General features: G+C 38.3%; 12 protein-coding genes. 8 read left to right on the top strand and 4 right to left on the bottom strand.

Going from position 1 to position 15,243, the window contains the following annotated elements:
- A partial coding sequence (locus Aru01_RS18380; RefSeq protein WP_042111615.1) for a hypothetical protein occupies nucleotides 1–211 on the top strand: 211 nt, incomplete at its 5' end.
- A gap of 91 nt (nucleotides 212–302) precedes the next feature.
- Here Aru01_RS18380 and rlmKL read toward each other — a convergent pair.
- Nucleotides 303–2,507 carry a bifunctional 23S rRNA (guanine(2069)-N(7))-methyltransferase RlmK/23S rRNA (guanine(2445)-N(2))-methyltransferase RlmL gene (gene rlmKL / locus Aru01_RS16265; RefSeq protein ID WP_016656862.1) on the bottom strand — a complete coding sequence of 735 codons (2,205 nt, stop codon included), beginning with the start codon at nucleotides 2,505–2,507 and terminating at the stop codon, nucleotides 303–305.
- A 133-nt stretch (nucleotides 2,508–2,640) separates the two neighbouring features.
- The gene (locus Aru01_RS16260; protein ID WP_040331338.1) at nucleotides 2,641–4,077 is read right to left on the bottom strand and encodes a cryptochrome/photolyase family protein; all 1,437 of its coding nucleotides are present in this window, start codon (nucleotides 4,075–4,077) and stop codon (nucleotides 2,641–2,643) included.
- A gap of 208 nt (nucleotides 4,078–4,285) precedes the next feature.
- Between Aru01_RS16260 and Aru01_RS16255 the strand changes: the two genes are divergently transcribed.
- The 4 genes from Aru01_RS16255 to Aru01_RS16240 all read left to right on the top strand — a co-directional run bounded on the left by Aru01_RS16255 (nucleotide 4,286) and on the right by Aru01_RS16240 (nucleotide 8,608).
- Nucleotides 4,286–5,302, top strand: a complete 1,017-nt coding sequence (locus Aru01_RS16255) for an aspartate carbamoyltransferase catalytic subunit (RefSeq protein WP_016656860.1) — start codon at nucleotides 4,286–4,288, stop codon at nucleotides 5,300–5,302.
- Nucleotides 5,303–5,311: 9 nt separating this feature from the next.
- Complete coding sequence (locus Aru01_RS16250; RefSeq protein ID WP_016656859.1) at nucleotides 5,312–6,556, top strand: dihydroorotase; 1,245 nt, start codon at nucleotides 5,312–5,314, stop codon at nucleotides 6,554–6,556.
- Between the two features lie 219 nt (nucleotides 6,557–6,775).
- On the top strand, nucleotides 6,776–7,786 hold the full coding sequence (locus Aru01_RS16245) for a hypothetical protein (RefSeq protein ID WP_016656858.1): 1,011 nt from the start codon (nucleotides 6,776–6,778) through the stop codon (nucleotides 7,784–7,786).
- Between the two features lie 42 nt (nucleotides 7,787–7,828).
- Nucleotides 7,829–8,608, top strand: coding sequence for a Rossmann-like and DUF2520 domain-containing protein (locus tag Aru01_RS16240; RefSeq protein WP_016656857.1), 780 nt, complete (start codon nucleotides 7,829–7,831; stop codon nucleotides 8,606–8,608).
- A gap of 83 nt (nucleotides 8,609–8,691) precedes the next feature.
- Here Aru01_RS16240 and trmB read toward each other — a convergent pair whose 3' ends face one another.
- On the bottom strand, nucleotides 8,692–9,408 hold the full coding sequence (gene trmB / locus Aru01_RS16235; protein ID WP_016656856.1) for a tRNA (guanosine(46)-N7)-methyltransferase TrmB: 717 nt from the start codon (nucleotides 9,406–9,408) through the stop codon (nucleotides 8,692–8,694).
- Nucleotides 9,409–9,623: 215 nt separating this feature from the next.
- On the opposite strand from trmB, the gene Aru01_RS16230 reads away from it, so the two are divergent.
- The 3 genes from Aru01_RS16230 (at nucleotide 9,624) to Aru01_RS16220 (ending at nucleotide 13,958) form a co-directional block, all read left to right on the top strand.
- Nucleotides 9,624–9,809 carry a hypothetical protein gene (locus tag Aru01_RS16230; RefSeq protein ID WP_016656855.1) on the top strand — a complete coding sequence of 62 codons (186 nt, stop codon included), beginning with the start codon at nucleotides 9,624–9,626 and terminating at the stop codon, nucleotides 9,807–9,809.
- A 285-nt stretch (nucleotides 9,810–10,094) separates the two neighbouring features.
- Complete coding sequence (locus tag Aru01_RS16225) at nucleotides 10,095–12,560, top strand: ExeM/NucH family extracellular endonuclease (RefSeq protein WP_042111617.1); 2,466 nt, start codon at nucleotides 10,095–10,097, stop codon at nucleotides 12,558–12,560.
- Nucleotides 12,561–13,001: 441 nt separating this feature from the next.
- Nucleotides 13,002–13,958 carry an AbaSI family restriction endonuclease gene (locus tag Aru01_RS16220; RefSeq protein WP_040331243.1) on the top strand — a complete coding sequence of 319 codons (957 nt, stop codon included), beginning with the start codon at nucleotides 13,002–13,004 and terminating at the stop codon, nucleotides 13,956–13,958.
- Between the two features lie 190 nt (nucleotides 13,959–14,148).
- Here Aru01_RS16220 and Aru01_RS16215 read toward each other — a convergent pair whose 3' ends face one another.
- Nucleotides 14,149–14,883, bottom strand: coding sequence for a nucleotidyltransferase domain-containing protein (locus Aru01_RS16215; RefSeq protein ID WP_016656852.1), 735 nt, complete (start codon nucleotides 14,881–14,883; stop codon nucleotides 14,149–14,151).
- Between the last annotated feature and the right edge of the window lie 360 nt (nucleotides 14,884–15,243).

Genomic DNA, 15,243 nt, shown 5'->3' with positions numbered 1-15,243 from the left:
AATTGAGCAAACTGTTTTTGATCAGCATCAACAGCAAAAAATATTGAGGTTACCCAGTACTGTAGTCGATGAAAATCTACCAAAGAAGTTTAAGATTTTTGAGCTGGGTGTGGGGGTGAGTAATCAAGCAAATACAGTTCAAATTATTACTGAAGATAAGGTCACGATTTGGATGAATCCTTCATCAACCAATGCATCTCCAAAGCATTAAGCTATTTTAAAAATTGCGTGACTTATCCATAGTTATAAAAAAACCTGAATGTTTAAACATTCAGGTTTTTTAGATCGAGCTCTAAAGCAATTTAAACACCATAGTGTCGAATTTGCCAAGCACGGTGAATTTTTTGATTACGTTTGAAGTCAGGACCAATGGTTTCATTGGTGATTTCAACGGTTTCAAACATCGCCTGTACTTCTTCATCGAGTTCAAAACCACGATAGTTATTTGAGAAGTAAAGTGTTCCACCTGAGGTTAAACGGTTCATTGCACGTTTCAATAACGAGTTATGGTCACGTTGTACATCGAAGGTTCCATAGAACTTTTTCGAGTTAGAGAAGGTCGGTGGATCAATAAAGATTAGATCATATTGTTCATGACCTTCTTTCAACCATTCGAAGCAGTCGCTGGCGAAGAACTGATGTTGTTCATCGGCATGGTCAACAGTTAAGCCATTGAGTACAAAGTTTTCTTTGGACCAGTTTAAATAGGTATTAGATAAGTCGACACTTGTTGTACTCGCCGCACCACCTAACGCCGCATGTAAGCTGGCAGTAGAGGTATAGCTATATAAGTTAAGGAAGTGTTTGCCCTTAGCTTCTTTAGCAATACGTAGACGCATCTGACGGTGATCAAGGAATAAACCTGTATCTAGATAATCGGTTAAGTTAACCAAGATTTTTGCTTGGCCTTCTTGTACGATAAAACGTTTTGAGGCAGTTGACTGCTTACTATATTGAGTTTTACCTTCTTGACGTGCACGGGTCTTAATGAAGATTGCATCGCGGCCTAAACCAGTCACAGCGCGAATCGCAGCTAAACCAAGGTTAAAACGTTTTTTAGCTTTTTCAGGATCAATGGTTTTAGGTGGCGCGTACTCTTGTACATGTAAACGTTCACCATAAATATCGACTGCCAAGTTAAAGTCAGGTAGGTCGGCATCATAAACACGCAAGCAGTGTACTTGGTCTTTGATTGCCCATTTTTTTAAGGCCTGTAGATTTTTTTGCAAACGGTTAGCAAAGTCTTCAGCACCTTCAATAGGTTCAAACTCTTGTACTTGCCAAGTTTCTAACCATGGCTTAACGACTGTTGCCGCTTTCACTACGCCTGAACGGATATAAATTGGTAACTTACCATTCATTAAACGCATGGTTTGTGGATCATGCAGTGCCAATACATCGGCCTGTTCAACTTGTGAAGCAATCACAGCCACAGTTTGATTCGGTAGATATTGCTGCAAACGTGCAGATAGACCTTGGTAGAGCGCACGGTTGGATGCTTTCTCGCCTAAACGCTCACCGTATGGTGGGTTAGTCACGAGATAGGCAACTTTATTTTCAGCTTGGAAGTCTGGCCAATCTGCTAAAGTTCGCTCTTCGATTTTGATGTGCTCTAATGCTGACTCAAAACCAGCTGCAATAATATTTTGCTTGGTGGCTTTGATCGCTTCCCAGTCCGCATCAAAAGCGTAAAAAGCTGGCAAAGGTTGTTCGAGCGCGTGTTCATGTCGAGCCGCAGCATCAGCTTTAATGTCCATCCAAAGTTCATGATTATGACCTTGCCAACCATTAAAACCAAAACGACGTACTAGACCTGGTGCACGGTCTGTCAAAATCATTAAGGCTTCAATAATAAACGTACCTGAACCACACATCGGATCAATAAAGATATCTGGACGTTTTTTTGCAAGCCCAGTACGTAATAAAATTGCAGCAGCCAAGTTTTCTTTGATTGGTGCATCTGTCATATAGCGGCGGTAACCACGTTTATGTAAAGAATCACCTGATAAATCAAGGCAGAAGTGATGTTCAGTTTTTCCAGCTTGTACAAAGAGCGTAATTTCAGGTGCTTTGGTATCAATACTTGGACGGCGACCTACTGCATCCATGAATGAATCAACCACACCATCTTTTGCACGTAAAGTTGCAAACTGGGTATTTACTTTGATTTCACGTTCGGTATGCAGACGAATTGCAAAAGTACTTTGAGCAGAGAAAATTAAAGACCAATCAAAAGCCATTGCTGCTTCATAAAGCTCTTCTGCAACATCACGTGCATCGTGCGTACGTTCAATTTCAACACTATGGATCGGCATCAATACACGTGAAGCTAAACGTGACCACATGCAGATCTTATAAGCGTGTTCAAGTGTACCTTTAAATACTAAGCGCCCCGGAAAACGCTCAACCTCGCTTACCCCTAAATCATGTATTTCTTCTTGGAGGAGGTTTTCTAATCCATCCGCACAGGTCACCCAGTAGGTTGATAGACGCGGTTTTGAGTTCATGTAAATATCCAAAGCTGCTTAGCAATTGGCTATTTTAACGTATTTTCAATTGGAAAACTTGTGCAACATTTTAAGCAATGTTGCTTAGCTTGTTTTTCAGACAGATGAGTTTGATAAACTTTAGCAGAAAATATTAACTGCTGTGCTGTTTAAAGTGTTCAATGGCCCGTAAACGACTTTGCTTCAGGTCAACGATCGGCTTTGGATAATCCAATTGAATATCTTTTTGAAATGTATAGGGTGCATGAATAACTTTAGCATTTAGATGGGCCAATTCGGGCAGCCATTGTCGAATATAATCACCATTTGGATCAAAGCGTTCAGACTGAGTCACGGGATTAAAAATTCGAAAATACGGAACAGCATCAACTCCTGTTGAGGCACACCATTGCCACCCTCCATTATTTGCTGCCAGATCACCATCAATAAGATGTTGCATAAACCATTGTTCACCCAAGCGCCAATCGATGAGTAGGTTTTTACTTAAGAACATTGCACAAATCATGCGGACTCGATTGTGCATCCAACCTGTATGTAATAACTGCCGCATCCCTGCATCAACAATAGGAATACCCGTTAGACCGTGTTGCCAAGCATATAAATCTTGTTTTGCATCACGCCAACTTAAGTGTTGAAGTTCGGTCTTGAAGCTATGTCCTTTAGACAGGTGAGGAAAATGAAAAAGGATATGTTGATAGAATTCACGCCACAATAATTCATCAAGCCAAATTTGTTGGCCTCGCTGTGTGATTTCAAATAGACCATAATGTGGTCGAAATAAAGCCTGCAAGCATTGGCGAATAGAGAGTATGCCGATATTTAGATAAGGCGATAACATACTGGTTTGTTGTAAGTTAGGAAAGTCTCGTGTTTGATCGTAATGCTGCACATCATTTTGGATAAAATCATCTAGTTTTGTCCAAGCATATGCTTCTGTAACTGGCCACAATTCTTGTTGTTCACGTGGTGTTGCAACAAGACCAAGTTCAGTGGTTGAAGTAATGTGGGTAGGCAGCTGCGTTGTTAGATCAATTGGTGTTTGCACTTCAGGGGGAGGAAAGCATTGCGGCAGACTAATGTGTAGCTGTTCATAGGCACTTTTTTTAAAGGCACCAAATACTTTATAGGGCTGCTGATTTTTGTTGAGTAATGTACCTACATTAAAAATACAGCGATCATGGTAAAGCTTTAGGCTTTTTTGAGCGTTTGCCAAATGCTGTATTACACGTCGATCCCGCTGATTTTCATTTAACTCATATTCGATATTGGCATGCACTGTTTGGATTTGGAGTGTATTTAGCCAGTGTAATATCTTTTCTGGAATGTCGTCCCAAAGATCAGCTTGTTCAATGATCAGAGGAATATTTAAGGTCTGTAATTGTTGTTTTAATGATTTTAGTTGTCTTAGGTAAAAGTCAATTTTAATGGTTGCATCATCATGTCGTTGCCACTGTGCAGGGCTAAGAATCACTATGGCAATGCAAGGACCTGCTTGCTGAGCATGCCATAAGGCACTGTGATCATGTATACGTAAGTCTTGTCTAAACCAAATAAGTTGTAAATCGGTCATGAGCGGATGTAGATTCATGAAATGAGATGTCATGTTTACAGTAACATGTAAATTGAGTTTTGAAATATTTTTCGATTGTACTGAGTTATAGTTACTCTGCTAAGCGTTGATTTTTTGCCAGTGCAATGTATTAGTTGGCTAAAACATGGACGCGCATTTAAGGGGAATCTCTGTATAATAGTTCAACTTAACAGATCAGGAATCTCTCATGCACGTGGCTGCATTGCATACTCCGAGCCAGATTCAACTTAATCAGCATGGTCAGTTGAAGCATTTCTTGACCATCGAAGGGCTTTCCAAACAGACCCTAACAAAAATTTTAGATACCGCTCATTCCTTTATTAATGATCAAAATCAACTGGTGACTACGCCGATTTTACAAGGCCATACCGTGATGAATTTGTTCTTTGAAAATTCAACGCGAACTCGCACCACCTTTGAAGCTGCTGCTAAGCGCTTATCTGCCAACGTACTTAATATTGATATTGCACGTTCGAGCACCTCAAAAGGTGAAACTTTACGCGATACTTTATGGAATCTTGAAGCCATGGCGGCGGATATATTCGTGGTACGTCATTCATCCTCAGGTGCTGCACATTTTATTGCTGAAACGGTTTGTCCAAATATTGCGATTATTAATGCTGGAGATGGACGACACGCTCATCCAACTCAAGCCATGTTGGATATGTTAACGATTCGCCGTGAGACTAAAAAACCATTTGAGCAACTCAGTGTTGCGATTATTGGTGATATTAAACATTCACGTGTTGCACGTTCAGATGTATCTGCATTGCAAACTTTGGGATGTAAAGATATTCGAGTCATTGCGCCCAATACCTTGCTTCCTTTTGGTTTTGATGAATATGGTGAAGGGGTGCGTTTATTTAATAATATGGAACAGGGCATTCGTGACTGTGACGTGATTATTACTTTACGTATTCAAAACGAACGTATTCATTCACCTGCACTCTCTTCACAGTCTGAGTTTTATAAATTATTTGGTCTTAACCAAGCACGTTTAGCATTGGCTAAACCGGACTGTATCGTCATGCATCCTGGCCCGATGAACCGTGGTGTAGAAATTGATTCGAGTATAGCCGATGGTCCTCAATCGGTAATTTTACATCAGGTGACCAACGGTATTGCTGTGCGGATGGCTGTATTGGCATTGTCAATGCAAGGCCAGTTGCAAGAAAAAGGTCTTATTGAAGCGATTAGTGTATAAGGGATCGTCATGTCTACAGTAAAAATTAGCAATGTTCGTGTATTGGATCCTCTGTTACAACGCGATCAAATCCAAGATGTTTATATTCAAGCAGGACGTTTTGTTGAAGCGACGACTGAGTTTAGCGAGCACATTGATGGTCAAGGTAAATGGTTAATGCCAACCATGGTCGATCTGTGTGCGCGTTTGCGTGAACCTGGTCAGCAACAACATGGGACACTACAGTCAGAAGGTCGTGCTGCCCGTGAAAATGGGATCTTACATGTATTTACACCACCAGATTCTCAACCGATCGTGCAAGACAATGGTGCATTAGTACACGGCTTGGTGGAAAAAGCTTGGTTAGATGGTGGTATTTATCTACAGGTAATTGGTGCTCAAACTCAAGGTCTCAAAGGACAACAGCCATCTAATATGGCGGGCTTGAAAAAAGGTGGCTGTAGTGCAGTTTCTAATGCCAATGCTGCCTTTGAAAACGACGATGTTGTCCTACGCACACTTGAATATGCGGCAGGCTTAGGCCTAACGGTGGTGTTTTATGCCGAAGAAGCACAAATTGCGACAGATGGCTGTGTGCACGAAGGTTTCACTGCGTCACGTCAAGGCTTACCGATGATTTCACCTTTGGCAGAAACGATTGCGATTGCAAAATATTTGTTAATGGTTGAAGCAACAGGGGTGAGTGCACATTTCGGCTTGTTATCTTGCGGGGCTTCAGTCGCGTTAATTGAAGCAGCAAAAGCCAAAGGTTTAGCTGTGACTTGTGATGTGGCCATGCACCAACTTCACTTAACGGATACTTTGATTGATGGTTTTAACTCACTAGCACATGTACGTCCACCACTACGTTCAGAACACGATAAGCAACGCTTACGTGAGGCAGTCCAGACTGGTGTAATTGATGCAATTTGCACACACCATGAACCTTTAAGTGCCTCGGCAAAATTAGCTCCATTTGCTGAAACTGAACCAGGGATTAGTGCATTTGATAGCTATGTAGCGCTGGGTGTAAAACTTGTTCGAGAAGGTCTGTTGACACCTTTACAATGGGTTGAAAAAGTGAGTCTATCTGCTGCACGTGTTGCCAATATGCAATCACGCTGGGAAAAAGAAGCGGGTTGGGTTCTGGTCGATCCTGAGTTAAAGTGGACTTTAGACAAAAACTCAATTTTGTCTCATGGTAAAAACACACCTTTAATCCATCAAGAATTACAAGGTAAGACTATCGCCGTTTTTGTCGATAGCAAAGCTTAATCACTTTAGTTAATCACGTTCCAAACACATGATTGGAGCGTTGTTGTTGAGTGTAGATCATCCGAATAAAATTCAGTATTGATGTTTTTTCGGATGATTTTTTATGCACTAATCATGATAAATTGTCTGGTAAAAACATTATTATTTTGACAAATATTCTCGATTATTAAGAGCAAATTTGCTTAAATAAAGCAAAATTGGATCTAGTGATATTAAGAGATGAAAAATAAAGCATTAGCTGTATTATTGATCAGTTCAGGGATGGTACTTTCTGGGTGTGATTATTTTAAAAATAAAAAAGACAAAACTGAGGAAGCGCCTACGACATGGAGCTGTAGTAATCCTGAGAATATAAAGAGTTTAGAAAAACAATTAACCGAACAATATTTAAAACAAGTCGATCGCGATTTACGTGAAAGTAAATATTACGAGGCTGACCAACAGTTACTACGTACCATTAATCAAAATTTAAAATTTGATGTGAAAGAAATCCGTACAGTCACTACTGATACCAAAGATGTAAGCAAACTCAGTTGTGAGGCATTATTAGAAATTAATCTTCCAAAAGGTCTAGAACAGCGTGCAACCAATGCCTTTGCTGAGCAAAATAAAGACTGCGAAGAGTGTGAAGAGAATCAGACTCTACAAGATCATTTAGAAGCAGGAGATGCTTCTGTACGTATGCTCAATAATAAATTGGTCGGCCAGCTGAAGTATGAGTTGATGAAAACGGATAAAGATGAGTTGCGTTTGCATACAAACACACAAAATGAAGTCATTAACGGTCTAAGTTTCATGGTCGTTAAAGCCGTGCAATTTGCTTCATATGCTAAGGAAAATAAAACGATTCGAGATGCAGAGCAAGAATTTGATGCTGAACATGATAAGCAACAGGCCTTAGCGCAAGCCGCATTAAATATTCGTCAAAAAGAATTAAGCGTGGAGAAAGAGAGCCAAGTTGAATTCCTCAATGAAACTTGGGAAAGCCTCAGTGAAGACATGCGTCAAGCACTGAAAAAAGAGCAAAAAGAATGGTTTGAAAAACGTGATGTCGAATGTAAAGTCTTGGCACAACGAGATGTTTATGACTTGAGCGATCGCGAAAAAGAGACTTATCAAAAGCATGCCGATTATTGGACTGCCGAGATGCGTAAGCAGAATCAAGCCATGCAGTATGACAAGTGTTTTATTATGAAAACCATTGAACGTCGTGAAGAGTTACTCAATTAAGTGACGAATCAGAAATGATCAATGTTGATGCTAGAGTAAGACATGAAAATTAGTTTTATCGGTTCAGGTCGAGTGGCAAGCCACTTGGCCCAAACTTTAAAGAACGATCATCAGATTGTACAAATTATGAGTCCGACTTTGACCAATGCCGAGCATCTGGCTCAGACTGTCGGTGCTGAAGCAATTACAACCCTAGCACAGCTTGATGCTGCTGTTGATGTGGTTTTTATTGCAGTGAGTGATCAGGCAATCAGCTCTGTTATCGCGGCTTTACCAGCACATATGTGCAACGTTTTACTGTTACATACCTCGGGTAGTACATCTATACAGGTTTTTGGTCCAAACTTAAGCAGAGTGGGGGTGTTTTATCCACTGCAAAGTTTTAGTTTTGAACGGACTGTAGATTGGTTAAGTACACCACTATTAATCGAGGCGAAGCAAACACAGGATTTAGATTTGTTAAAGTTGCTGGCTGAATCTCTAAGTAATAAAGTGTTTTGCTATGATTCAACTCAACGTCTAAGTTTACATTTGGCAGCAGTATTTGCATGTAATTTTAGCAATTATTGTTATGACGCTGCTGCACAGTTGTTAGATGGGGCACAAGTCGATTTTGAGTTGCTTTATCCTTTGATCTTAGAAACTGCAAATAAGGCAACACAGCATCTACCACAGCTCATGCAAACAGGGCCTGCTGTGCGCCAAGATCATAATATTTTATCGCTACATCAGCAGTTACTTGCTCAAGCACAACGACCTGATTTGAGTGAATTGTATCAGTTAATGAGTCAGGCGATTGTAAAGCGTCATCACGGGGAGTGATGTAAGAGAAGATGGGTTTTATTGTGCCCTAGTTACACGATTTTATCGTATAACTAGGGGGTAAAATTTACACGTTGCTTGTGTTATTTAATCTTTTTAAAGATGAAGTCATTAATCACATGGCCTTCTTCGATACCACGACGCTCAAATTTGGTTTGAGGACGCCAGTCAGGACGAGGGTAGCTATTACCTTTACCGGCAAGATTTTCTAAGTCTGCGCGGTTGTCGAGCACATCAAGCATCCACTCTGCATAGGGTTCCCAATCTGTTGCTGCATGGAAAGTGCCGCCCAGTTCGAGTTTTTGTTCAACCAGTTGCATACGTTCATCGATCACAAAACGGCGTTTGAAGTGACGTTTCTTTTGCCAAGGATCAGGGAAGTAGAGTTGAACGCAGTTGATGCTGTTATCTGGCATTTCTTTGAGCACTTGGATTGCATCTGCATCAAGTACGCGCAAATTATCTAACTCGGCCATGCCTGCTTCATAGACACACTGCGCAATTCCTGGAATATGAACTTCAATCCCTACAAAGTTGCGTTCAGGATTAGCTTTGGCCATGAGGACCAGTGAACGTCCCATACCAAAACCAATTTCCACTGTTAATGGACGTGCTGGGTTTGGGAAGTGTTGACGTAAATCACCTACAGGATATTGCAAAATAAGGTGATCGTACTGTTCAAGCGCAGATCGCTGAGAAGTGTTGAGCGGAGAAGATCGACGCATGAACGTTACGATTTCTCGTTGTTCAGGCAAATGTTCTAATTCTACGGGCTGCGCTTCTAGGTGATCATTTGACATATCGAGGAGCTATACATTTTTAAAAGCGCTATTTTAATTCTTTAATGAGCGAAGTCAAACCCCCGCATAAGATGAAAGATTGATGTCAGTGATCATCGCTGGTTGGATTTCATTAAAGATCAGCAGTGAAGTGAGTGCGCTGTATAAAATCCTACATTGATTTTTATGAGATCATCGTAGATGATTTTAAATCGATATTTAGAGTTTTAATATTCATGAAAACAATTTTATTATTTGCCCCATTTTTGGTTTTAACTGCATGTGCAATGTCTGAACCTAAAGGCTATTATCAAGATCCCGTTGTCAAAGATAATAACGTCGAAGAATGGAAAAGATGGGAAGCACAAAAGCGAATTGAAGCAGATATGAGATATGCAGAACAGCAAAGAAGGCAGCGTTAGTGTAAAGATTTAAAACAAACAATATTATTGGCTTGATTTGCGCGCTTTTAAAAGAGGGTTTTATTTATCCTTAATTTTGACGAATTTTTCTTAAATGTATAAATGATTCGAATGATTTATCTGGAGTATGAAAATATTCAATTATGATTTAAAAGCTGTCGCAGCGATCAAGTGGTTATGGCATTTTTTTTATAAATAAATCCATGAGATTGTCATTAAAAATTAATGGTCATGTCACCTTTTTTAACTATGTTAGCTGTACATCTAACAATTCAGTTTAAAAATATGAGTACACTAAAACTGCATCAATTAGCACTGAGCTTTACTTTGCTCGGTGTATCATTTACAAGCCAAGCTCAGTTAATGTTTAGCCAATATATTGATGGCTCTGCCAATCAAAAGGGCTTAGAAATTTATAATCCAGATGCCACAACAGCCAACTTAGCAGATTATGAAGTTCATCAATATAGTAATGGTGATACTAAAGCGACTGCTCGCTTTCAATTACAGGGCAGTCTGGCAAGTCAACAAAAATATATCATTGGTCGTTCAGAATTAAAAAGCACCTTAAAAGATAAAGTAAACCAAGTTGCTGGCGTCTCATTTAATGGAGATGATGCTTTAGTACTTTATTATAAAGGTACTGCTGTAGATCGTTTTGGGCGTATTGGTGAACGTCCAGCAAGTGGAGGGTGGGGTAATCCTAGCAGTAAAGGCAATAGCTTTAAACGTAATGTAAGTTCAAATCCTGTGAGCTCAATTGATCCTTTAGCTGTATTTGATTTAAATGCACACTGGACTGCTTGGTCAAACCGTAATGATTTTAGTCAATACTTAGGTTCTGGTAATGGAGGGCCGTTGCCTGAAACTGAAAAAGTTAGTTGTAGCAGTAAAGACGTGAGTATTGCAGGCCTGCAAACAGCAGCACAAGGACAGCGTTATACTGTGCGTGGGGTAATGACAGCAGATTATCGTTATGCAGAAGGTTTTTCTGGTTTTTATTTACAGACACCTGATCAAAAGGCAAAAGCTGATTTGAGCAATGCTATTTTTGTTTATATTCCCAATAGTAGCCCATTTAAAGGGGGCAAAGTGGGTGAGGAAGTTATTTTAAATGGGCGCCTCAGCCTTTATGAAAATCAATTACAGCTTGATCTTTTAGGACAAGATCCTGTGGTGTGTAATTCATCAGCAGGTAGTTTAGTTAAACCGATTGATTTAAACCTGCCTTTTAATAGTTTAGCTGCTGATCAAGGTCATGTACCCAAACGTTATCAAGGAATGTTCGTTAAACTGCCGCAAACATTAACGGTCAGTGAAAACTACAATTATGCACGTTTTGGTGAATTGTCGATTAGTTTAAACCGTCAATATATTCCAACCAATTTATATCCAGCAAAATCAGCTGAAGCAACAAATTTGGCCAAACAAAATTTATTATCTAAAATTATTTTAGATGATGGTTATAGTAAGCAAAATAAAACACCATGGCTGCCAGTAAACTTTAATGCAGCAAATACTTTACGGACTGGTTACCAACTTAAAAATATTGAAGGGATTTTGGAATACCGCTATGGGGCATGGCGTATTCAACCCATTGCTGGAAAAACCCCAGAGTTAATTACAAACACTAATCCACGTCCTGAAATTGCCGCTAAAAATAGCCAACAGCTTCGAGTCTCAGCATTTAATGTACTGAATTACGATAATGGTCGTGGTGGGTTTCCAACAGAGCGTGGTGCAAAAAGCAAAGCTGAGTTTGACAAACAACATGCGAAGATTATCAGTGCCATGAAAAATATTGATGCTGATGTTTATGCATTAATGGAGATTGCCAACAATGGTTATGATGATCAAAGTGCTGTAGCGCATTTAGCTCGTGGTTTAGGGCCTGATTGGCGCTATGTGAAGCCGAATAACACTGAGCGGTTAGGAACTGACGTTATTGCAGTTGCGATTATTTATAATGCCAAGCGTGTTAAACCTGTAGGAACAACGGCTATCTTTGATGATAAGTCTGAGAAAAATCGTGTGACTATGGCACAAAGTTTCCAACCTATAAATGGTGGGAAAACTTTTACAGTGATGCCCAATCATCTGAAGTCTAAAGGTTGTAAGGGAGCAGAAGGTGTTGATCAAGATCAAAGAGATGGTCAAAGCTGCTGGAATCCAACGCGTTTAAAAGCAGTACAAGAACAAATTCAATGGATAGCAAAAAATCCAACTCAAGTTGATCAAGCAAACTTCTTAATGCTAGGTGATATGAACAGTTATGCCAAAGAAGAGCCAATGTTAGCTTTAGAAAAAGCCAATTATAAGGTTTTATTAAATGATCAAAAAATTGGGCAAGGGCCAATGGCTTACAGCTATGTTTTTGGTGTTTCCTCGGATACTGATGGTTTTGGGGGAGCAGGTAATCTAGACCATGCTGTCGCTGATGCAAATCTTTATCCATTTGTAAAAAAAGCATTTACTTGGGCCATTAATGCGGATGAGCCTACTGCACTTGGTTATGAACACACCTATAAAACACCTGAACAAATCGAAGCATTTTATCAAAATGATGCTTATCGTTCCTCTGATCATGATCCTGTTATTGTCGATTTAGATTTTAATACTTCAAATACCACGGCTGAGGAAGGGAAAAGTGGTGGAGGTAGTACAAATTTATGGTCTATATTGGGGTTGGTGAGTTTAGCGAGTTATATGGCATGGCGTCGCCGTGTTGTTCAACTTAAGCAGTCTCGTTGATTAGAACGCCAAATTGATTGAAATATAGCCCAAAATGATGGGCTATATTTGTTGTTCTATTAAGTGTTTTTAAAGGCTGAGTATAATATAGTGCTCAGTCTTTTTAATTTTTATGCAGAAATTATATTAATATTATAAAAATGTGATCAAATAATTAAATTAGATTGCTAAGCACAGTAAGTGACATAAAAAGAATAACTTTAATTCCACTTTAAAATTAAAATGATTTATAAATTGGTTAACATATACACTCAATATTATTTTAAATCATCGGGTTGTGTGTTGTTTTTTAAATAGCATAATAAAAAATATTGCTTTGAAATTAATCGTTTAGTGTATTTTTTAGAGAATAAATCTATTTTTATTATTTGTGTATCAACTTGTGGATTGACAAGAAAGGGCTATGCGTAAAATAACAGTCCAAATTTTAAATGGTAAAAAATGTTGAATATTAATTTCAGTACTATGGATTATGTAATTGGGCAAATGAGTAAAATGCAGACGAATAGTTATGCAGCTTACGTGGTGAATAGAATCATCAATCTATTAGATGATTTATCTTTAAAATTTGTCACACAACAATTGATACGGAAATCAGATCATAAAATTGCCTTAACTGATCTTTACTTTCCACAAATAGAAGTGCATGTAACGATTGTGGATGTTGATTACTCAAATAAAAATACAACGACAGGGCAGAGAATCGATTTAGGTGAATCTCAGCAATCAACACATCTTCGACAGCTTAACTCTGATATTTATAGTGATGAAGATATCATTAATATTGTTGGACATCGTATATTAAAAATACATATCGCACAGGATAAAGCGATGAGTATCCATAGTTTGAATCATATACATCATCAAATCAGTGTAGTGATTGAAAAAATTCGCTATGAGAAGGCTTTGTTAGTGAATAATTCCATATTCAAACCATGGAATATACATACCGAATATAACCCTAAAACATATGTTGATTTAGGTGAAATCAGTTTAGAGGATCATGTGGTTTTAAAAAGTCGTCAGGATGTCTGCAACTGTTTTGGTTATAGAGGTCAACTTGATCAACAAGTCTGTATTAAACATCCGTGGGAGGCTGATACAAATATTTGGTTTGTGAGATTATACCAGCATAATCATTCAGTCAGTGAAATCACAGCCGATGGTTTACTGATTACTGAAAAATTTTTAGATGATACTCATGGTAAACAACAGACATTGAAGCCCAAAGATGGCATGAATAAAAGAATCGTATTTTCCCGAATCAAAGATAATCTAAGTCATCAAGTGATGTACCGATTTATGGGGATGTTTACTTTTGATTCTGAAACGATCGAAACAGGCGTTGTTTGGCGTAGAGTTTCAACTACAGTTAAAACTTATGCTGTAAAAGAATGACGATGGTCTTTAGATTTTAGATGTGGTTGGATTTGGAGATAAAATCAAATAAGCACTCCACCTGTTTTAAAAGGTGGAGACGAATTGATTAAAAATAGATAGTGTCAGATCTACAATATTTAACTGGGGATGATGGTGAAAGAGGCATAAAGAAGTCTTGCATGCATGAGATGATTATCCGTTGATGCATTTATTCAAAAATTTGCTCATCAATCCAATAGTAAATATCGCTTAAATTTTTGAGCAGTATTGAATCCGCTTGCTCACTGCTATGTAGTTGTTGATTTAAATAGACTAAGTCGTTTGTTTGATCGGGATGTGCAACTATAGCTTGTTGAATAGTGTCATCAAGATTTAATGGCCATGTTGATGCATTTATAGTTTTTAGTGTTAAAGGTAATAGGCGAATTATTCTTTTAATCAGAGATTTCTTGGTGTTGAGCAGTTCAAGGCTATTTCTTTTTCCGTTGTTAAGAATGTAGAAATATTGAGAAACTTCTTTCTCATAGCCTGAATTTATCGCTTTAATCACCTCTAAATTTATTTCGACATCTTTAAAATAGGACGATAGGTCATCACCATAAATCTGGGTACAAAAAAACTTAATCCAAGCACCCCAATAGTTTAAATTTTTTTCGAGCAGCACATCATGAATATAACCAATATCAAAATCAATTTTTGGCAGAATGGGATATTTTTCAATAAGTTTTTGCTGAATTTGGACGATAAGCCGTTCTTGATCAGCTGTTTGTGTATTAAAAATCACACAAACATCTAGATCGGATATGCCAACCTTAGCGATGCCTTTTGCTACACTACCATAAACATAGATACTGTGAAGCTCCTGAGAAAATGTAATCCTACATGTTCGTATAACTTCCGCAAGAATGGGCTTAAATGTTTTTTGAATTATTGATGCGTGCAAGGTCTGTCATACTTAATATAATTTTCTATTAAAAACATACTACACATTATTTAGTTTTTTTAAAGATATATTTCTAAGATATGATCACTCGTTTATAAAATAGTCTCAATATTTAATCAGTATTGTATGGTGAAACTATTAGAGGTGATTTTATCTATACTTTAATGGTTAGACTGATTTGGGGCTAAAGCCAAAGCTATTTTTGGCTTTAAGTAGATATGAGTAGTCAAATATATTTAGCTTCCATCTAAGACAGCATTTTTGACAATATCATTAAACCCTGATGTTCCAAGAAATGGTTTTTCTTATAAAAGAGCTCAGAAGGATAGCCTCGCTCTGTATTTAAAATAACAGCATTAA

It is taken from the genome of Acinetobacter rudis (genome assembly GCF_000829675.1).
GTDB lineage: Bacteria > Pseudomonadota > Gammaproteobacteria > Pseudomonadales > Moraxellaceae > Acinetobacter > Acinetobacter rudis.
The sequence above is the reverse complement of the archived record's forward strand: the minus strand, read 5'-3'. Positions and strand labels throughout refer to the sequence as shown.